Origin of the sequence: Pseudomonas sp. PS02303, from assembly GCF_029959925.1 — a bacterium.
GTDB lineage: Bacteria > Pseudomonadota > Gammaproteobacteria > Pseudomonadales > Pseudomonadaceae > Aquipseudomonas > Aquipseudomonas mandelii.
In genome coordinates, this window is sequence record NZ_JASCOM010000118.1 from 1 (window position 1) to 18,771 (window position 18,771).

At 58.3% G+C, this 18,771-nt stretch carries 15 protein-coding genes; 7 read left to right on the forward strand and 8 right to left on the reverse strand.

Features of this window, described 5'->3' with window-relative positions; genetic code table 11:
* Window positions 1-167: 167 nt before the first annotated feature.
* The 6 genes from QMX98_RS21880 to QMX98_RS21905 form a co-directional block, all read right to left on the reverse strand.
* Window positions 168-407 carry a hypothetical protein gene (locus QMX98_RS21880; RefSeq protein ID WP_282411364.1) on the reverse strand — a complete coding sequence of 80 codons (240 nt, stop codon included), beginning with the start codon at window positions 405-407 and terminating at the stop codon, window positions 168-170.
* Window positions 408-586: 179 nt separating this feature from the next.
* Window positions 587-1,771, reverse strand: coding sequence for an MFS transporter (locus tag QMX98_RS21885; protein WP_282411365.1), 1,185 nt, complete (start codon window positions 1,769-1,771; stop codon window positions 587-589).
* The gene (locus QMX98_RS21890; protein WP_238547526.1) at window positions 1,764-2,798 is read right to left on the reverse strand and encodes a hypothetical protein; all 1,035 of its coding nucleotides are present in this window, start codon (window positions 2,796-2,798) and stop codon (window positions 1,764-1,766) included. The genes QMX98_RS21885 and QMX98_RS21890 overlap by 8 nt, the downstream gene beginning before the upstream one ends.
* 14 nt (window positions 2,799-2,812) lie before the next feature.
* The gene (locus tag QMX98_RS21895; RefSeq protein WP_282411366.1) at window positions 2,813-4,198 is read right to left on the reverse strand and encodes a DUF6002 family protein; all 1,386 of its coding nucleotides are present in this window, start codon (window positions 4,196-4,198) and stop codon (window positions 2,813-2,815) included.
* 117 nt (window positions 4,199-4,315) lie between these two features.
* Window positions 4,316-4,522: a hypothetical protein gene (locus QMX98_RS21900; RefSeq protein ID WP_282411367.1), complete on the reverse strand. Its 207-nt coding sequence runs from the start codon at window positions 4,520-4,522 to the stop codon at window positions 4,316-4,318.
* 53 nt (window positions 4,523-4,575) lie between these two features.
* Window positions 4,576-6,159, reverse strand: a complete 1,584-nt coding sequence (locus QMX98_RS21905) for a peptide chain release factor 3 (protein WP_010463432.1) — start codon at window positions 6,157-6,159, stop codon at window positions 4,576-4,578.
* Between the two features lie 364 nt (window positions 6,160-6,523).
* Here QMX98_RS21905 and QMX98_RS21910 point away from each other — a divergent pair, with 364 nt between their 5' ends.
* The 5 genes from QMX98_RS21910 to QMX98_RS21930 all read left to right on the forward strand — a co-directional run bounded on the left by QMX98_RS21910 (window position 6,524) and on the right by QMX98_RS21930 (window position 11,867).
* Window positions 6,524-7,240, forward strand: coding sequence for an ABC transporter permease (locus tag QMX98_RS21910; RefSeq protein WP_010463434.1), 717 nt, complete (start codon window positions 6,524-6,526; stop codon window positions 7,238-7,240).
* A gap of 20 nt (window positions 7,241-7,260) precedes the next feature.
* Window positions 7,261-8,154: a glycine betaine ABC transporter substrate-binding protein gene (locus tag QMX98_RS21915; protein ID WP_010463436.1), complete on the forward strand. Its 894-nt coding sequence runs from the start codon at window positions 7,261-7,263 to the stop codon at window positions 8,152-8,154.
* A 12-nt stretch (window positions 8,155-8,166) separates the two neighbouring features.
* Window positions 8,167-8,820 carry an ABC transporter permease gene (locus QMX98_RS21920; protein ID WP_010463438.1) on the forward strand — a complete coding sequence of 218 codons (654 nt, stop codon included), beginning with the start codon at window positions 8,167-8,169 and terminating at the stop codon, window positions 8,818-8,820.
* Entirely contained in the window at window positions 8,817-9,974 is a 1,158-nt protein-coding gene (locus tag QMX98_RS21925; RefSeq protein ID WP_121733608.1) for an ABC transporter ATP-binding protein, read from the forward strand. Before QMX98_RS21920 ends, QMX98_RS21925 begins: the two co-directional genes overlap by 4 nt.
* Before the next feature lie 729 nt (window positions 9,975-10,703).
* Entirely contained in the window at window positions 10,704-11,867 is a 1,164-nt protein-coding gene (locus tag QMX98_RS21930) for a type III PLP-dependent enzyme (RefSeq protein ID WP_010463443.1), read from the forward strand.
* Window positions 11,868-11,942: 75 nt separating this feature from the next.
* Here QMX98_RS21930 and QMX98_RS21935 read toward each other — a convergent pair whose 3' ends face one another.
* On the reverse strand, window positions 11,943-12,719 hold the full coding sequence (locus QMX98_RS21935; RefSeq protein WP_221108269.1) for a tetratricopeptide repeat protein: 777 nt from the start codon (window positions 12,717-12,719) through the stop codon (window positions 11,943-11,945).
* Window positions 12,716-13,396, reverse strand: a complete 681-nt coding sequence (locus tag QMX98_RS21940; RefSeq protein WP_010463447.1) for a Fe2+-dependent dioxygenase — start codon at window positions 13,394-13,396, stop codon at window positions 12,716-12,718. Before QMX98_RS21940 ends, QMX98_RS21935 begins: the two co-directional genes overlap by 4 nt.
* Before the next feature lie 206 nt (window positions 13,397-13,602).
* Between QMX98_RS21940 and QMX98_RS21945 the strand changes: the two genes are divergently transcribed.
* On the forward strand, window positions 13,603-15,918 hold the full coding sequence (locus QMX98_RS21945; protein ID WP_077747398.1) for a TonB-dependent siderophore receptor: 2,316 nt from the start codon (window positions 13,603-13,605) through the stop codon (window positions 15,916-15,918).
* Window positions 15,919-16,148: 230 nt separating this feature from the next.
* A complete protein-coding gene (locus QMX98_RS21950) occupies window positions 16,149-18,677 on the forward strand; it encodes a sulfite reductase flavoprotein subunit alpha (RefSeq protein ID WP_282411368.1) in 2,529 nt (842 codons plus the stop codon).
* Window positions 18,678-18,771: the final 94 nt, after the last annotated feature.

Below are 18,771 nucleotides of genomic sequence, written 5' to 3' on the forward strand. Positions count from 1 at the left end.
GAGCGAGCCTGCTCGCGATAGCGTTTTCTCAGTCGACTTAGATGTTGACTGGAATATCGCCTTCGCGAGCAGGCTCGCTCCCACAGGGATAAGCGACCTGTTCAAAAACCTCTTCTTCCCTGGCTGCGCATCAGTCGGGGGAAAAGGGGTTTTCTTTTGCCTGCTACTTAAGCCCCCTCATCCTCATCGGGATCCTCGGTGGTCGAGTCGTCATCGTCCGCACTGCCGCCCTGCCCTTGGTCGCCTGGCTCCGACTCGGACGCGGCGATCATCAGCCCAGTGTGCGTCACCTGCCCACTCGAAGCCTGCTCACGATGGTCCGGGCATTCCGCCCAGGCCGCTGACATGCCAACCAACAGCAGTACCCAAACTTTCAGCAACAACACAATGCGTTGAAAAATGCTCATGGCTGATTCCATCCTTATCGCAGGTGAAACGTGGTGGCCCGACGGCACTGGTAGACATCCGGTCCCGATGGGGCGGGTTGGGTTCTCCAGATAGGACTCTAACGATGCGCGGGAAATGCCGTGGGTGGGGAGAACGGATTTGAATAATGCCTATAACCAGATCAGCTAAATTACGCGAGCTATCTGCGAGTTGCCTGGCAAACCAGTGGCATGGACAAGATCGCCAAGGCCGCACACCCAAGCCAGACACTATGCCCACCAAAGTGGCCATAAAGGTGGCCTCCAAGCGTCGGAGAAAGCAGCACACTCGCGCTCCAACACATTGAGAAAAGACCAAAGTAGTGCCCGCTTTTACCCGCTTGTGCGCGCTTCATGACCATCACGTTCAAAGTGGGCATGAAGAGAATTTCGCCAAGCGTCCAGATAGCGGTCGAGAGGCAGAGATAAAACACACCGGCGCCCAAGGGCAACATGCCGAGCCCGCAGGCCAGCAAAATGCTGCCAGCCAGCAGCCGCCAGCGTGCGCTCCATTGCTCGCTCCAATGAGATATCGGGATTTGCAGTACCACCACCAGCACTGCGTTGAGCGCAAATTGCCAACCAATGACTTCAGCACCCAACCGATAGTAATCAAGTAAATAGTTGCCCAACATGCTGTAGACCGGCTCAAAGGCAAGACCGAGCAAGACTGAGGCCCCCAACAGCCAGAGGAAAGGCTTGTCGCGATACGGTACGCAAGAACCTGAAGCCCCCTCGGAGTCCTCATCCTGCCTCAGAATATCTCGCTGATGTGTCGCCCGAACAAACCAGACCAAGGCCAGCAGAGACATGGCGGCACCGAGAAAAAATACCCAACGAAAATCCGTCTGCGCCAGGACGCCACCCACCACTCCGGCAACTGCCATGCCCAAATTGCTGGCAACACGGTTCAATGACTGCGAGCGAGTCCGCTGTGCAACCTCGCAATACTCCATGATCAACCGCTGATGAAGGGTGCGAATCGCACCATCAAGTACCCCGCTGAACAGAAGCAGACCTGCCAAAAAAAGCACATCTGTAACCAGTCCCAACAAGACCAAAATCCACGCTGAAACAAAAAACAGCGCGGCAGTGAGTCGAGCCGTCGGGAAATGCTCACTCAGCAGTCCTCCCCCCATCGACCCTATCAACAAGCCGGCTCCGTACCCGGACAACAACCATCCAACGGTTTCAATCGGCAACGCCAACGCCTGACGCAGGTACAACGCCATGAACAGCTTCACCATGGCGCTCAAACGGCTGATAAAAATCAACGCAGCAAGCACCCAGGCCATTGGGCAGAAATAGCCACTGAGCCGAATCGGGTAAATGTACCGATCAGTCATCCCATTGATCCAGGTTGCGCCTTACTTCGCTTTGGATGCCCTTTGAAGCGAAAGGAATATCCGAGCGAACCTCATGCTCTGCATCAAAAAAATATTGCGCTTGTAACCGCCCCTCGGCATCCAGACCCAGTAAAGGGTTATTGATCAGAAAGTGTCTGGTGGACACACAAAGCGCCCTTGTTCGAATCAACAACCGCCATTGACCGAATGCGTTTTCAGGAACAACTGCCGTCGTCCCAAAGCGTTTCTTGTACTGGAATGTTCCTTTGCTCAGAAATGGCTCGCAGCCCTGGAAGTCGACACAATCAATCGCTGGATGGTCGGATGCCCACTCAAGGATCGCGTGGTAGACATAATTCTGCGCTCCATTGGCCCGGTAGACGGCGGCTCCCTCCTTCACTCCGATCAACCGCGCATTCAAGGTGCGTGTCGATTCATTAATCTGGGAAATACTGCCCGCCACCCACTCACCCTTTAAATGAACTCGAAACAAAACGCCTTGTTTAAATAAGTCGAGATAAGCCGCTTGCTCCGGCACGCTTCGCGCAAAACACCCGTAACGGGCGCTCATTGTCGGGACGTGCATCGACCGATAGAACGCAAAGAAGTCTTTATCTTCAAACGACACATCGAAATCAAAACCTTGTCCGGCCAATTGAGTGCGACGCTTGTTTTCTCGATGGGAGAATTGGCTCAGTACCTGCTGCCATCCAGCTGAAACATCAACTTGTTGGTGAATCCTGCTCACGCCGACAATATCGCCAGGCTGCCGGTATTGCTGAATGACCTCCAAGGGAGCCATCAACAAGTACAAGTCGGTTTGATCCTGCTTTATGAAACCCTCAAGCTGGTGCCACTCCAGAGTTCCTTCCTGCTCTATATACGGCTTCTCAAAAAAACACTGCGCCACAAACGGTGCGATATAAACCAAACCTTCCGCCACTCCTGCATAAACCAGGCATGCCGATTCTCCAGCTCTGGAGTCGCCCCGATAAACGCGAAAATGGCAGAGCGCTTTGCTGATCATGTGAGGATCAAAGCTCATGGATTACAAGGGCTGCGAAGGATCTCCATCATCTCTTCAGCACTATCAATAAAAGACAAACCCTCTGTGGGAATGCCTTCAAAATCCCGCCCGCAATAGGTGCCCGACGCGTGGATGGTGCAACCGTCCATACCCTCAAGTAGTTGTCGATCAATTGCATTCAGGCAACCTGTCATGGCCATCACCAATGACCACTCTTTCAGATCACGAGGATCGGCTGGCAAGCTGACGGGCGTATTCGCGAGAAATTGAGCGCATTCACTGTAGCGCTGCATGCACTCATGAAGCGAAACGACTATCCCCGAGCCGCCATTGGCCCTGACCCGCGCAGTCATTTCCACTGCGGTAGGTGGCAGGTGTGTATAAAAAGTGTGTTCGAGTACTTCGTCTGGACTCCATGTTGTGGCAGGAAAGTGCGCAGACTCCGACTGCACCCATAAACCGTCGGCCCCCTGCTTATAGCGTGGAGCAGAAGCACCCTCAAAATTTCCGTCGAGCAAGTGCAGAACCATGTCGCTGGTTGCGAGATGTTGAACCAACAAAAATGACGGAGTGGAAACCTGTGTCCCGTGACGCTTCATCACGTCCACACCTGAGCAATATCCCAGAAGACCATAAGCACTCGACACAGCATGCACATGCACGGTCTTGCGGTCAGTGTCCCAGGCGTCACCATACTCAAAATCAAAAAAAGCCCGGGCTTGATCAGAAAACCGGTAGTTCTCGAGCCGGAGGGAATGCCACAACTTCGAATCACCCAATGGACGACGATTGAAGAGATCCTTGAACTGTTGTCCAACAACCTTTACTGCTTCCGGCGACTCAGTATCCAGCACGAACACAGGATTCAAAGCACGCAATCGAGGATCGTCGTAAAGTTCGGATCTACGCAACTTTTCAGTCGTCAGGGCAGGCGTCAGCGTGACAATGCGTAACTGCTCTGGGTGGACCAGCTTGTTTTTAATTGCCCGTAGAACCGCATCACGTAGAGCGATGGCTTTGTTTCCGGATGAGGGGGAAAACAACACAATACTGTCGCCGGTATCCTGAATATGGCGAATGGCGCGCGCAACGATCAGCGTCGAGGCAAAGGTCTTTGTGGTTTGAGTATTTGCGTTTTGCCTCAGGTCGAACAACCGCAACGGCATACCTCGGTAACGGCCCATCTCAAAAAATTGCGCAGTGGCGACAGAAAGGAAGGCCTGCATTCGCGGCTCCATTTCGGGCAGCTTCATGGAAGGCTCAAAAGCGTCGTCACGGATGCTGACTTCGAAACAGGGAGCACTGCTGACGATCAGATCGTAGTAACGTTCGATGACAGAAATGGGAGTCAGAGGTCGTTGGGTTGTCAGTGCAGCCGCATCGGTTTTCATTACATCCATTTGTCTTGTGCTCCTGCTCGTGGAAAGTCGCTACTTGCGAAATGTCCACCGAAAGCTAGACGTCAACGACTTCCATGTCTCGCGTAAAAGACTAGAGAAGTAAAAAGCAGAGCCCAGCTACAGAACTCCGTAAAAACGCCTACAGAAATGCCTGACATACGCGTACTGACTCATCGCTTGATGACGTTCGCCCGCCTTGCGGAATTTCACGTCCGGCCAGCACTCGCGAAAGACGTCAACGAGAATGCGGGCCGCCTGATAACCCGTGGCGTCCTGACCACCATCGCGAGCCGGCTCGCCCCCACAGGGAATTGTGTCGGGCATGAAAAAGCCCCGGCGCTTTCGCGACCGGGGCTTTTGATTTTGCAACTCAGCGTTTAATGATGCTCACGCGTCGCACGGAATTTCACGTCCGGCCAGCGCTCTTCCATCAACGCCAGGTTGACCCGCGTCGGCGCCAGGTACGTCAGGTGACCACCGCCATCGACCGCCAGGTTTTCCACGGCCTTGACCCGGAACTCCTCGAATTTCTTCTTATCGTCGCAATCGATCCAGCGAGCGGAATAGACGGTGATCGGCTCGTAAGAGCACTCGACCTTGTATTCCTCTTTCAAGCGGCTGGCCACCACATCGAACTGCAGCACACCGACGGCGCCGAGGATGATGTCGTTGCTGCGCTCGGGGAAGAACACTTGGGTGGCGCCCTCTTCTGCCAATTGCTGCAAGCCTTGACGCAGTTGCTTGGATTTCAGCGGATCACGCAGGCGCACGCGACGGAACAGTTCCGGGGCGAAGTGCGGGATACCGGTGAAGCTCAGGGCTTCGCCTTCGGTGAAGGTGTCGCCGATCTGGATGGTGCCGTGGTTGTGCAGGCCGATGATATCGCCGGCAAACGCTTCTTCCAGTTGCTCGCGCTCGGAAGAGAAGAAGGTCAGCGCGTCGCCGATCCGCACGTCCTTGCCGGTGCGCACGTGGCGCATCTTCATGCCTTTTTCGTACTTGCCGGAGCAGATACGCATGAACGCGATACGGTCGCGGTGTTTAGGGTCCATGTTCGCCTGGATCTTGAACACGAAGCCGGTGAATTTCTCTTCGACTGGCTCGACGGTACGCTCGTTGGCAACACGGGCCAACGGTTTCGGCGCCCAGTTGACCACAGCATCGAGCACGTGATCGACACCGAAGTTGCCCAAGGCAGTACCGAAGAACACCGGCGTCAGCTGGCCGTCGAGGAATTCCTGTTGATTGAATTCGTGACAGGCGCCCTGCACCAGTTCCAGCTGATCGACAAAGCGATCGTATTCATCGCCCAAGTGCGCGCGAGCTTCGTCGGAGTCGAGCTTCTCGATAATTTTGACATCGGTGCGCTCGTGGCCGTGGCCCGCGGTGTACACGATGATGTAATCGTCGGCGAGGTGATAAACGCCCTTGAAGTCACGGTAGCAACCGATCGGCCAGGTGATCGGCGCCGCCTTGATCTTCAGGACCGCTTCGATTTCGTCGAGCAGTTCGATCGGGTCGCGGATGTCGCGGTCGAGTTTGTTGATGAAGCTGACGATCGGCGTGTCACGCAGACGGCAGACGTCCATCAGCGCGATGGTCCGAGGCTCTACACCCTTACCGCCGTCGAGGACCATCAAGGCCGAGTCCACCGCCGTCAGGGTGCGGTAGGTATCTTCGGAGAAGTCTTCGTGGCCCGGGGTGTCGAGCAGGTTGATCATGTGGTCGCGATATGGGAACTGCATGACCGACGTGGTAATCGAGATACCACGCTGCTTTTCCATTTCCATCCAGTCGGAGGTGGCATGGCGGTCGGATTTACGTGATTTCACCGTGCCCGCAATCGCAATCGCCTTGCCCATCAGCAAGAGCTTCTCGGTGATGGTGGTTTTACCGGCATCGGGGTGGGAAATAATGGCGAAAGTGCGGCGTTTCGCGACTTCGGCGGCCTGTTTGGTCATGGGAAATCGCCTGGCAGGTGATTCAAAAAAGGGCGGCGAGTATAGCGCAAACCGACCGTCACGGACCACCGTTCGCCCTCTCGCCCATGGCGATCGACAGGTCCAAAGGGAGATCAAGGGTGGCTAATTGCTGCTAATTATGGAACCTTTTAAAAGGTGCAGACGTCCACTCCCCTGTTACAGCTCTCGTAGCAGGGTTTGAAAAACCTGCAAGTTAGCCTGACGAGGCTGCGCTTATGGCTCGATCTCATGCGGTTGCATCAGCATGAAGAGCTGCTTCTCGCGAACGTTGTTTTTCCCGGCAGCCAGGAATGGCATGCCACACGGGACTGCGTTCGCCGACAAAGAAAAAAGGAGTCCGCCTGTGGCTATTCGCTATGGCAAGGGGCTGATAGGAGGTGCGGTTGTCGTCGCTCTCCTGGCCCTGCTGGTCCACTGGATTGGCATCAACACGATCGAACATTACCGCGACGATTTGTTGTTTTACCTGCAAGCTCACTTGATCCTCGTCCTTGTCTCCATGCTGGCCGCCCTCGTTGTGGGCATCCCCGCCGGTATTTTCCTCAGCCGCCCGAGCATGGTGGGCCGCGCTGAACGCTTCATGCAGATCTTCAACATCGGCAACACCGTGCCGCCTCTTGCCGTACTGGCCATCGCCCTGGGGATCCTCGGCATCGGCAGCGGCCCCGCGATCTTCGCGCTGTTCCTCGCCTCGCTGTTGCCGATTGTGCGCAACACCTATGAAGGCCTGAAAAACGTTCAGGGCTCCCTCAAGGAAGCGGCCGTCGGCATCGGCATGACACCGACGCAAGTGCTGTGGCGGGTCGAACTGCCGAACGCCGTGCCGATCATCATCGGCGGCGTGCGCGTGGCCTTGGCGATCAACGTCGGGACGGCACCGCTGGCGTTCCTGATCGGCGCCAACAGCCTGGGCAGCCTGATTTTCCCTGGCATCGCCTTGAACAATCAGCCGCAACTGCTGCTCGGCGCGGCCTGCACCGCCCTGCTGGCCTTGCTGCTCGACGGCCTGGTGACACTCGCCAGCCGCCTCTGGCTCGAACGCGGCTTGCGCCCGTCTTAAGCCTCGGCAAAGGAAATCTCATGAAAAAAATATGCTTGTTTCTAGGCTGCGCCCTGCTGTTCGCAGGAATCGCCCAAGCCGCAGAAAAACCGGTCATCCGCATCGGCGCCCGGGTGTTCACCGAACAAACCCTGCTGGCGGAAATCACCTCCCAATACCTGCGCACCAAGGGTTACGACACTCAGGTGACCGGCGGTCTGGGCAGCAACCTGGCCCGTAGCGCCCACGAAAGTGGTCAGCTGGATTTGATGTGGGAATACACCGGCGTCTCGCTGGTGGCTTACAACCACATCACCGAGAAGCTCGACAGTGCGCAGTCCTACGCCAAGGTGAAGGAACTCGACGCGAAAAAAGGCCTGATCTGGCTGACTCCGTCGAAATTCAGCAACACCTACGCCCTGGCCCTGCCGGAAACCACCGCGAAGGCTTACCCGCAGATCAACACCATCAGCGAGCTGAACACGGTGCTGCAGGCTGAAGCCAAGACCAATCATCTGGTGGCGCTGGATACCGAGTTCGCCAACCGTTCCGACGGTCTGGACGGCATGGTCGATCTCTACGGCATGAACCTGTCCCGCAAGAACATTCGGCAGATGGATGCCGGTTTGGTCTACACCGCCCTGCGCAATGGCCAGGTGTTTGCCGGTCTGGTCTACACCACCGACGGTCGCTTGAACGCCTTCAAGCTCAAACTGCTCGAAGACGACAAGCACTACTTCCCGGACTACACCGCCGCGCCAGTTGTGCGTCAGGACTACCTCGACGCCCATCCAAAACTGGCGGAAGAAATAAAGCCGCTGGCTGAACTGTTCGACGACGCCACCATGCGCCAGCTCAACGCGCGGGTCGATGTCGATCACGAAAGCCCTTCATCCGTTGCCGCAGACTTTCTGCGCCAGCATCCCTTGAACTGAGGAGGAAAAGACATGGAATTTCTTAACGCCTTTTCCCATCTCGACTGGCCGCTGGTGCTGCACCTGACCTGGCAGCACATCACCCTGGTCGGCATCGCCGTGACATTGGCGATCCTCGTGGGCGTGCCGTTGGGCGTGCTGATGACGCGCTTCCCGACCCTCGCCGGCCCGCTGCAAGCCAGCGCCACGGTGCTGCTGACCGTGCCGTCGATTGCGCTGTTTGGCCTGTTGCTGCCGTTCTACTCGAAATTCGGCCAGGGCCTCGGTCCGATGCCGGCAATCACGGCGGTGTTTTTGTACTCGCTGCTGCCGATCATGCGTAACACCTACCTGGCGCTGACCGGCGTCGAACCGGGCATTCGCGAAGCCGCTCGCGGCATCGGCATGACCTTCGGCCAGCGCCTGCGCATGGTCGAACTGCCCATCGCCGTGCCGGTAATTCTGGCCGGTGTGCGCACCGCCGTGGTCATGAATATTGGTGTCATGACCATCGCCGCGACCATCGGTGCCGGTGGCCTCGGTGTACTTATTCTCGCTTCAATCAGCCGCAGCGATATGTCGATGCTGATCGTCGGCGCCGTGCTGGTCAGTCTCCTGGCCATCTTCGCCGACCTGCTTCTGCAATGGCTGCAACGCACGCTGACTCCAAAAGGACTGCTCAAATGATCGAACTTCAAAACCTCAGCAAGACCTTCCAAAGCAACGGCAAAGATGTGAAAGCCGTGGACTCGGTGAGCCTGACCGTCAATGAAGGCGAAATCTGCGTATTCCTCGGACCATCGGGCTGCGGCAAAAGCACCACGCTGAAGATGATCAACCGCTTGATCAAACCGACCTCGGGCAAGATCCTGATCAACGGCGAAGACACCACCGACCTCGACGCCGTGACCTTGCGCCGTAACATCGGTTATGTGATCCAGCAGATCGGCCTGTTCCCGAACATGACCATCGAGGAAAACATCACCATCGTTCCGCGCCTGTTGGGCTGGGACAAACAGAAATGCCACGACCGCGCCCGCGAGTTGATGAGCATGATCAAGCTGGAACCCAAGCAGTACCTGAATCGCTACCCGCGTGAGTTGTCCGGCGGTCAGCAGCAGCGGATCGGTGTGATTCGGGCACTGGCGGCCGACGCGCCGTTGTTGCTGATGGACGAACCCTTCGGCGCGGTCGACCCGATCAATCGCGAGATGATCCAGAACGAGTTCTTCGAGATGCAACGGGCGCTGAACAAGACCGTGATCATGGTCAGCCACGACATCGACGAAGCGATCAAGCTGGGCGACAAGATTGCAATCTTCCGCGCAGGCAAGCTGCTGCAGATCGATCACCCGGACACGCTGCTGGCGCACCCGGCGGATGACTTTGTCAGCAACTTCGTCGGCCAGGACAGCACCCTCAAGCGTCTGTTGCTGGTGAAAGCCGAAGACGCGGCGGACAACGCGCCGTCGGTCAGCCCGGAAACCCCGGTGGCCGAAGCCCTGGAGTTGATGGACGAACTGGACCGTCGTTATGTGGTGGTCACCGATGGTGAGAACAAGGCGCTGGGTTATGTACGACGTCGCGACCTGCACCGTCAGACAGGGACTTGCGCGCAATACCTGCGCGAGTTCAACGCCACGGCGGCGTTTGACGAGCATTTGCGCATCCTGCTGTCGCGCATGTACGAGTTCAACCGCTCGTGGCTGCCGGTGATGGATGCGGAGCGGGTGTTCCTGGGGGAAGTGACTCAGGAATCGATTGCCGAGTACCTGAGTTCCGGCAAGTCCCGTGGGGGCAAGACCAGCATTGTTTCGCCTGCCGAGACTGCTGTAGCCTGATCTGACGCCTTCGCGGGCAAGCCTCGCTCCTACAGGTGCGGTGTCGTACGCAACATCACGACATACCGAAAACCTGTAGGAGCGAGGCTTGCTCGCGAATGGGCCACCACAAATCCCTCTGAAACAACTCAAATGTCCCTCCAACGGGAACATCACACTGTCATGCAGGTCGGTTACATCAGTAGCTATCCAGGACCGCACGACGGAAGCGTGCAAAAACGCGACATTTTTTGTTGATCTCAAGCCCCTCACGCCCTAAAGTTCGCGCCGAACGTCCATGCTGGAAACGATCCATCCGGCTCAAGTACTGACGACGAGACAGCAAGGCCAAGGGAAAGCACCGCCTCCCGTGGCCTTTTTGCTTTCGGCGACATGCCTTGGGAAGTAGGCGAACCAAAGTGGGGATACGGAGGACGTTCAGGAGGGTGTGTCATCAATGAAATCACGAGTGCGCCGGAGCCTGCTTTTGCGCAGGGCAAGGCGCGAGGCCCGCGGTTTGGTTGTTCCAAATAAGGGACGAGCAACGCAGCCCTGCGCAAAAGCAGGCCCGGCCCTTCGGGTTGTGCCTGAGCGCGCCATGCTGCGTTGCAGGCCTTGCGAAGGGAATGACCATTCGCGGCGGCCTGCGCCTTGCCTGGCACGCGCTCAGGCGCAACGCACTCGCGATTTCATTGATGACACACCCTCGCACCCATTGTTAATTTCAGTTTGCCAGTAGGAGTTCCCAGCATGTCGATCAACGTCGAAGACTATTTCGCGCGCGATACCTTCAACAAAATGAAGGCGTTTGCCGACAAACAAGAAACCCCGTTCGTGGTGATCGACACCGCGATGATCAGCCAGGCTTATGACGACCTGCGCGCCGGTTTCGAATTCGCCAAGGTCTACTACGCGGTCAAGGCCAACCCAGCCGTCGAAATCATCGACCTGCTCAAAGAGAAAGGCTCGAACTTCGACATCGCGTCGATCTACGAGCTCGACAAAGTGATGAACCAGGGCGTTGGCCCGGATCGCATCAGCTACGGCAACACCATCAAGAAATCCAAGGACATCCGCTACTTCTACGACAAGGGCGTGCGTCTGTATGCCACCGACTCCGAAGCAGACCTGCGCAACATTGCCAAGGCTGCGCCGGGTTCGAAAGTCTACGTGCGCATCCTCACCGAAGGCTCGACCACGGCTGACTGGCCTTTGTCGCGCAAATTCGGCTGCCAGACCGACATGGCCATGGACCTGCTGATCCTCGCCCGCGACCTGGGCCTGGTGCCTTACGGCATCTCGTTCCACGTTGGTTCACAACAGCGCGACATCAGCGTCTGGGACGCGGCGATCGCCAAGGTCAAAGTGATCTTCGAACGCCTGAAAGAAGAAGACGGCATCCACCTCAAGCTGATCAACATGGGCGGCGGCTTCCCGGCCAACTACATCACTCGCACCAACAGCCTGGAAACCTACGCCGAAGAAATCATCCGTTTCCTCAAGGAAGACTTCGGTGATGACCTGCCGGAAATCATCCTGGAGCCAGGCCGTTCGTTGATCGCCAACGCCGGCATCCTGGTCAGTGAAGTGGTGCTGGTGGCGCGTAAATCCCGTACCGCCGTCGAGCGTTGGGTTTATACGGATGTGGGCAAGTTCTCCGGCCTGATCGAAACCATGGACGAAGCGATCAAGTTCCCGATCTGGACCGAGAAGAAAGGCGAGATGGAAGAAGTGGTCATCGCCGGCCCAACCTGCGACAGCGCCGACATCATGTATGAGAACTACAAGTACGGTCTGCCGCTGAACCTGGCCATCGGTGACCGTTTGTACTGGCTGTCGACCGGTGCCTACACCACCAGTTACAGCGCGGTTGAATTCAATGGCTTTCCGCCGTTGAAATCGTTTTACCTGTAAGCGCTAAAGCGACAATCAAAAAGCCCATGACGTGTCATGGGCTTTTTTGTGTCTGAAATCCTCTCCCCCGGCACTCTACAGTGCTTGCAGGGGGACGAGCTCCCGCTCAAGGTCGGCGCAGCGCTGAGCGTAATCGGTAGCCAATTCGCGAACTTGCCCGTTCTGCGCAGTCAACAACGTCTGACTCGCCACCCGCAGGAAATTTATATTTCCGCCGTCCCGCGCCTTGCGTAACCAACCCAGCGCTTCTTCGATATGCCCCTCGTCGGCCAGCACAGCGGCATGACTGAACTGCCCACGAAAATCACCACCGACCGCCGAGCGTCGATACCACTCACGCGCAGCTTGCGGATCCGCCGGACAGCCCCGTCCTTCTTCCAGATAACGACCGAACAGGTTCATCGACTTCGCATGGCCCAGTTCTGCGGCGCGACGATAAAAACTCAGCGCTTGCACCTGATCCTCCATCACACCTCGCCCGGTCGCCAGCAGATTGGCGTAGTTGTACATCGCCCAATCCAGCCCGGCGTCGGCGGCGATTCGATAATGCTGCGCGGCAACCGAAGCGTCCGCCGCACACCCCCAGCCATGCTCATGACAACGACCGAGCATGTTGCGCGCCATCAGATGCCCGCGCCGGGCGGCAATCCCGAACCAGCGCACGGCCAGCGGCTGGTCCTGCCCGATGCCATTCCCGTCCAGCAGAATCTGCCCGAGCAAGGCTTGAGCATCGAGAATGTTTTCACGGGCAGCGATCAGAATCGCCTGGGCTGCACGAGCGGAGCTTTCTTCCAGCATGGCTTTGAGGGAATCACCGTCGAGGACTTCCTCGCGGCGCAATTGGAAACTCATACGTCGACCCAACGACGCAACAGGTTGTGATATGTGCCCGTGAGGCGGATCAACGACGGGTGATCGGGCATGTCCTGAGTCAATTGCTGGATCGCCCCGTCCATCTCGAACAGCAACGCGCGCTGACTGTCTTCGCGCACCAGGCTTTGGGTCCAGAAGAACGACGCATAGCGGGTGCCGCGGGTGACGGCGTTGACCTTGTGCAGACTGGTGCCGGGATACAAAACCATGTCGCCGGCCGGCAATTTCACGCGCTGGGTGCCGAAGGTGTCCTGGATTTCCAGTTCGCCGCCGTCATAGTCCTCCGGTTCGCTGAAAAACAGCGTCGCCGACAGGTCGGTGCGAACCCGCTCGATACCGCCCTTGGGCTGACGCACGGCGTTGTCGATATGGAAGTCGAAACTGCCGCCCGCCGTGTAACAGTTCAGCAACGGAGGAAACACTTTGTGCGGTAAAGCCGCGGACATGAACAGCGGATTTTTCCACAGCCGCTCAAGCATCGCCGCACCCACTTCCTTGGCCAGCGGATGACCCTCAGGCAGCTGCAGGTTGTGCTTGGCTTTGGCTGACTGGTAGCCGGCGGTGATTTTGCCATCGGCCCAATCCGCCTGCTCCAGAGCCTCGCGGATGCGCTGCACTTCTTCTTTCGCGAACACGCCGGGAATGTGCAGCAGCATGGGAGGACACCTGGAGGTAAAGAGGCGGCAATGGTATTGATTCTTATTGACTGTGTAAAACCCCCACGACGAACGAATCATCAAAAACCGTAAGGTCAAATTGTAAAGAATGTAAATTCCTCGCGAATAGTAACGTTTCGCAATTGATACAAATACGCGTCTACCCTATATTCCGCGGCCTCAAATCCTTGGGGAGGGGAATTCACATGTCACGCCAACACTCACATTTACCGGTCAGTTCACCGCGTTTGCTCGCGTCTGCAATTGGCGTGGCGATCACGGCGGGTTCTGCCGGCCACATGGTTTTCGCAGCCGAAAAGGCCGACGAAAAAGCGCCGGGCAATGCGATTTCCCTGGGGGCGACCTCCATCACTGGCGAAGCCCAGGATGCGACTTCCTACAACGTTGAAAAAGCCTCCTCGCCCAAGTACACCGCACCGCTGGTGGACACACCGCGCTCGGTCACCGTCATCCCGCAGCAAGTGCTCAAGGACACCGGTGCCCTCAATATGCAGGATGCGCTGCGCACCGTTCCGGGTATCACCTTTGGTGCCGGTGAAGGTGGAAACCCACAAGGCGATCGTCCGTTCATTCGTGGTTTCGACGCTCAGGGCGACACCTATCTGGACGGTGTGCGTGACACCGGTTCGCAGAGCCGCGAGATCTTCGCCGTAGAATCCATCGAAGTCAGCAAAGGTCCGAACTCGGCCATTGGCGGCCGTGGCGCGGCGGGCGGCAGCATTAACCTGGTGAGCAAAAAGGCCCACTTGGGCGACTCGTTCGACGGTGGTTTTACCTGGGGTTCGGACCAGACCCAGCGTTACACCCTGGACGGCAACTACCAGTTCACCGACACCGCCGCTGGCCGTCTGAACCTGATGAGCCACGAAAGCAATGTCGCCGGCCGTGACAGCGTCGATTACGACCGCTGGGGCATCGCGCCGTCGCTGGCATTCGGCCTGGGCACCGACACCCGGGTCAACCTCGATTACTACCATCTGGAAAGCAACGACACGCCAGACTCGGGCATTCCGTACACCATCCCTGTCGCAGGTTCCGCCGCCCGCACCAAGTCGAATCCGGACAAGCCGTTCGCCGGCGGCGATCACAGCAACTTCTACGGGCTGGATCGCGATTTCCGCAAGGGCCGCACCGACACGGCAACCTTTGCCATCGAGCACGACCTGAGCGATGCGCTGACCGTCAAGAACACCCTGCGCCACGGCAGCAGCATGCAGGATTACATCCTGACCCAGCCAGACGACAGCAAGGGCAACGTCAACAACGGCAGCGTCTGGCGCCGGGCCAACACCCGCGTGAGCAACACCGAGACCACCACGAACCAGACCGATCTGTTTGGTGACGTCTACATTGCGGGCTTCAAGAACAGCTTCGCCACCGGCATCGAGCTGAGCCGCGAGGAAAGCCAGAAATCCTCGTACAACGTCAACGTCGACACCACCCCGAGAACCGCGGCGTCGACCACCAACTGCTCGCCGGCACTGATCGGCGCGCCAAGCGGCTACAACTGCACCTCGCTGGCCAACCCGAACCCGAACGACCCATGGAACGGTGCGATCTCGCGGAACTACGCCGGCACTGATACCGAGTCCGATACCTACGCGCTGTATGTGTTCGACACCCTCGAGTTGTCCGAGCAATGGCTGGTGAACATGGGCCTGCGTTACGACCATTTCGACACCAAATACAAAACCTACAACGCGTCCAGCGTGACCACGTCCAAAGGGGATGACGTCAGCGAGTTCGTGACCGGCCAGTTCGGCGTGGTTTACAAACCGGCCGAAAACGGCAGCATCTACGCGTCCTACGCCACCTCCGCCACGCCACCGGGCAACACGCTGGGCGAAGGTCAGGAAGGCAACCCGTTGGGCGGCACTCCGGATCGCAACGGCAATCTGCTGAGCAGCGACATGGAGCCGGAAACCACCAAGAACTACGAAATCGGCACCAAGTGGGACTTGCTGAACGATCGCCTGTCGTTGACCGCCGATATCTTCCGCACCGAGAAAGACAACGCCCGCGTCCAGGTCGACACCACGTCCTATGAAAACGCCGGTAAAACCCGCGTGCAGGGCATCGAATTGTCGGCCAGCGGCAAGATCACCGAAAAATGGCAAGTCTTCGCCGGTTACGCCTACATGGACAGCGAGCAAATAGACGGCGGCCCGCTGGGTAAAGCCAACGATGGCAACGAACTGCCGAACACCCCGAAAAACAGTGCCAGCCTGTGGACGACCTATCAGGTCACGCCAAAGCTGACCATCGGTGGCGGTGCGTTCTATGTCGACGACGTCTTCGGCAGCGTGGCCAACACCACCATGGTCGAGTCCTATGTTCGTTACGACGCAATGGCTGCCTACAAGTTGAGCAAAAACGTCGACCTGCAACTGAACGTGCAGAACCTGACCGACGAAACCTACTACGACAAAGCCTTCTCGACCCACTTCGCCAACCAGGCGGCGGGCCGCACGGCATTGCTGAGCACCAACTTCCACTTCTGATCAATGTGAGAGCGAGCCTGCTCGCGAATGGATGGTTGCCGCACCTCATCTGTGGCGACGGCTACAGCCTTCGCGAGCAGGCTCGCTCCCACATAAAGCAGCCGGCGATATAAGGTCAGGCCCCGTTCATCTGCATGAACGGGGCTTTTGTACGTAAAAAGAATGTTTCTCAGCAACCCACGGCATAATGCGCGCCGTGATGATTATTTCGAACGAACAAGGCGAGCGACGTGTTGAAGAAAACCCTGTTCCAGTTGCACTGGTTTTTCGGCATCAGTGCCGGGCTGGTCCTGGCCCTGATGGGCATCACCGGGGCGATGGTGTCGTTTGAGGATGAGATCCTCAGCGTGCTCAATCCTTCTGTGTTGCAGGTCGAGAAGCAGGTTGCCGGCGTCCTGCCGCCCGCCGAACTGGTGGAAAAAATCGAGGGCGCCTCCGGCAAGAAAGTCGCGATGCTCTGGGTCGAGACCGACAGCGGCAACGCCGCGCGGGTGAGTTTCACCCCGCCACCGGGCGAACGCCGGGGCGAGATGCGCTACTTCGATCCGTACACCGCCCAGTTCATGGGTGAAGCCACCGGTCAGGACTTCTTCGGCCTGATGCTGCAACTGCACCGCTTCCTCGCCATGGGCGATACCGGGCGGCAGATCACCGGGGCCTGCACGCTGATCCTGGTATTTTTCTGCCTGTCCGGCCTGTACCTGCGCTGGCCGCGCCAATGGAAAAACTGGCGCGCCTGGCTGACCCTCGACTGGAAGAAAAAGGGCCGCAGTTTCAACTGGGACCTGCACTCGGTGGCCGGTACCTGGTGCCTGGTGTTTTACCTCCTGTCAGCGCTGACCGGGTTGTCCTGGTCCTATGAGTGGTACAACAAGGGCTTGACCCAATTGCTGTCCGACTCTCCGCAGAACGAGCGCGTGCGCGGCGGTCGAGGTCCTGCCCCAAGCGGCCCGGCGCCCACCGCCGATTACGCCGCCATGTGGAGCAGCATCTACAGCGCCGCAGGTCCGGCACTCAGTGCCTACAACATCCGCATGCCGCCCGTGGCCGGTCAACCGGCGACGGTCTTCTACCTGTTGAACTCCTCGCCCCATGACCGTGCGCTGAACCAGATCAGCCTCGATCCGGCCACCGGCCTCGTCAAACGGCATGACCGTTACAGCGACAAGAGCCTCAAGGCACAACTGCTGACCAGCATTTACGCGCTGCACGTGGGCAGTTACTTCGGCATCGTCGGGCGGATCATCCTGACCCTCACCGCGCTGACCATGCCGCTGTTCTTTGTCACTGGCTGGTTGTTGTACCTGGACCGTCGCCGCAAGAAAAAGCAGATCAAGGACGCCCGCAAAAACTTCGCGCAAACGGGCAACAATGCGCCAGCCTGGTTGATCGGCTTCGCCAGCCAAAGCGGCTTTGCCGAGCAACTGGCGTGGCAGACCGCCGGGCAATTGCAGGCGGCCGGCCTGCCGGTAAAAGTCCAACCCTTGGCGAATGTCAGCGAACAGGATTTGCGTGAATCCAGCAATGCGCTGTTCGTGGTCAGCACCTTCGGCGACGGCGAAGCGCCGGACAGCGCCCGCGGTTTCGAACGCAAGGTGCTGGGCCAGGCGTCGAACCTGAAAAGCCTGAACTACGCGGTATTGGGTCTCGGTGATCGCCAATATCAACACTTCTGCGGCTTCGCCCGACGCTTGCACACCTGGCTTGGCGAGCATGGCGGCAAGACGTTGTTCGCCCCAGTGGAAGTCGACAGCGGCGACCCTTACGCCTTGCGTCACTGGCAGCAGCAACTCGGCCTGTTGACCGGGCAAGCACCGGTCGACACCTGGCAGGCGCCGAGCTACGACAACTGGACCCTGACCCGCCGCGAGTTGATGAACCCGGACAGCAGCGGCTCACCGGTGTACTTGCTGGGCCTCACCGCACCGACCACCAGCAGTTGGCTGGCGGGGGATCTGGTGGAAGTCCTGCCCCGCAATTGCCCGTGGGCAATCGAGCATTTCCTTGATGGCCTGGGTATTGAAGGCCGGGCGATGGTGACCTTCAGTGGCTTGTCGCAACCGCTGGAGCACGCCCTCGCCAGCCGACAACTGCCGGAAAACAGAACCCATCTGGTCGGCCTGCACGCGCAAGCGCTGGTCGATGCCCTGGTGCCGTTGGCCATGCGCGAATACTCCATTGCTTCGATTGCGGCTGACGGCATTCTGGAACTGATCGTGCGCCAGGAAATGCACACCGATGGCAGCCTGGGCATCGGCTCCGGCTGGCTGACCGAACACGCGCCGGTGGGTGGCACCATCAGCCTGCGAGTGCGGCGCAACAGCGGGTTTCACCTGCCGACCGAGCCGGTGCCGATGATCCTTCTGGGCAACGGCACCGGGCTGGCTGGACTGCGCAGTTTGCTCAAGGCACGCATTGCCGATGGGCAGCAACGGCATTGGCTGCTGTTCGGTGAGCGTCATCGGAAATACGACTATCTGTGCCGCGATGAGCTTGAGGAATGGCTGACTTCAGGCGATCTGGAGCGACTGGACCTGGCGTTCTCGCGGGATCAGGCCGAGAAGATTTATGTGCAGGATCGGCTGCGTGAGTCGGCCGATCTATTGAAGCAATGGCTGGCTGACGGCGCCGTGATTTACATCTGCGGCAGCTTGCAGGGGATGGCTTCAGGCGTGGATCACGTACTCAACGAAGTGCTCGGGATTGCAGAAGTCGACCGCCTCATCGAGCAGGGCCGCTACCGCCGCGACGTCTACTGAACCACCACAATCCCTTTGGGAGCGAGCCTGCTCGCGAAAGCGGTGGGTCAGACAACGACGCTGTTGAATGTGAAACCGCATTCGCGAGCAGGCT

What these genes read in the sequence shown, in the direction of transcription:
- QMX98_RS21880 (WP_282411364.1), bottom strand. Translation starts at nt 407, where the DNA reads ATGAGCATTTTTCAACGCATTGTGTTGTTGCTGAAAGTTTGGGTACTG.
- QMX98_RS21885 (WP_282411365.1), bottom strand. Translation starts at nt 1,771, where the DNA reads ATGACTGATCGGTACATTTACCCGATTCGGCTCAGTGGCTATTTCTGC.
- QMX98_RS21890 (WP_238547526.1), bottom strand. Translation starts at nt 2,798, where the DNA reads ATGATCAGCAAAGCGCTCTGCCATTTTCGCGTTTATCGGGGCGACTCC.
- QMX98_RS21895 (WP_282411366.1), bottom strand. Translation starts at nt 4,198, where the DNA reads ATGGATGTAATGAAAACCGATGCGGCTGCACTGACAACCCAACGACCT.
- QMX98_RS21900 (WP_282411367.1), bottom strand. Translation starts at nt 4,522, where the DNA reads ATGCCCGACACAATTCCCTGTGGGGGCGAGCCGGCTCGCGATGGTGGT.
- QMX98_RS21905 (WP_010463432.1), bottom strand. Translation starts at nt 6,159, where the DNA reads ATGACCAAACAGGCCGCCGAAGTCGCGAAACGCCGCACTTTCGCCATT.
- QMX98_RS21915 (WP_010463436.1), top strand. Translation starts at nt 7,261, where the DNA reads ATGAAAAAAATATGCTTGTTTCTAGGCTGCGCCCTGCTGTTCGCAGGA.
- QMX98_RS21920 (WP_010463438.1), top strand. Translation starts at nt 8,167, where the DNA reads ATGGAATTTCTTAACGCCTTTTCCCATCTCGACTGGCCGCTGGTGCTG.
- QMX98_RS21925 (WP_121733608.1), top strand. Translation starts at nt 8,817, where the DNA reads ATGATCGAACTTCAAAACCTCAGCAAGACCTTCCAAAGCAACGGCAAA.
- QMX98_RS21930 (WP_010463443.1), top strand. Translation starts at nt 10,704, where the DNA reads ATGTCGATCAACGTCGAAGACTATTTCGCGCGCGATACCTTCAACAAA.
- QMX98_RS21935 (WP_221108269.1), bottom strand. Translation starts at nt 12,719, where the DNA reads ATGAGTTTCCAATTGCGCCGCGAGGAAGTCCTCGACGGTGATTCCCTC.
- QMX98_RS21940 (WP_010463447.1), bottom strand. Translation starts at nt 13,396, where the DNA reads ATGCTGCTGCACATTCCCGGCGTGTTCGCGAAAGAAGAAGTGCAGCGC.
- QMX98_RS21945 (WP_077747398.1), top strand. Translation starts at nt 13,603, where the DNA reads ATGTCACGCCAACACTCACATTTACCGGTCAGTTCACCGCGTTTGCTC.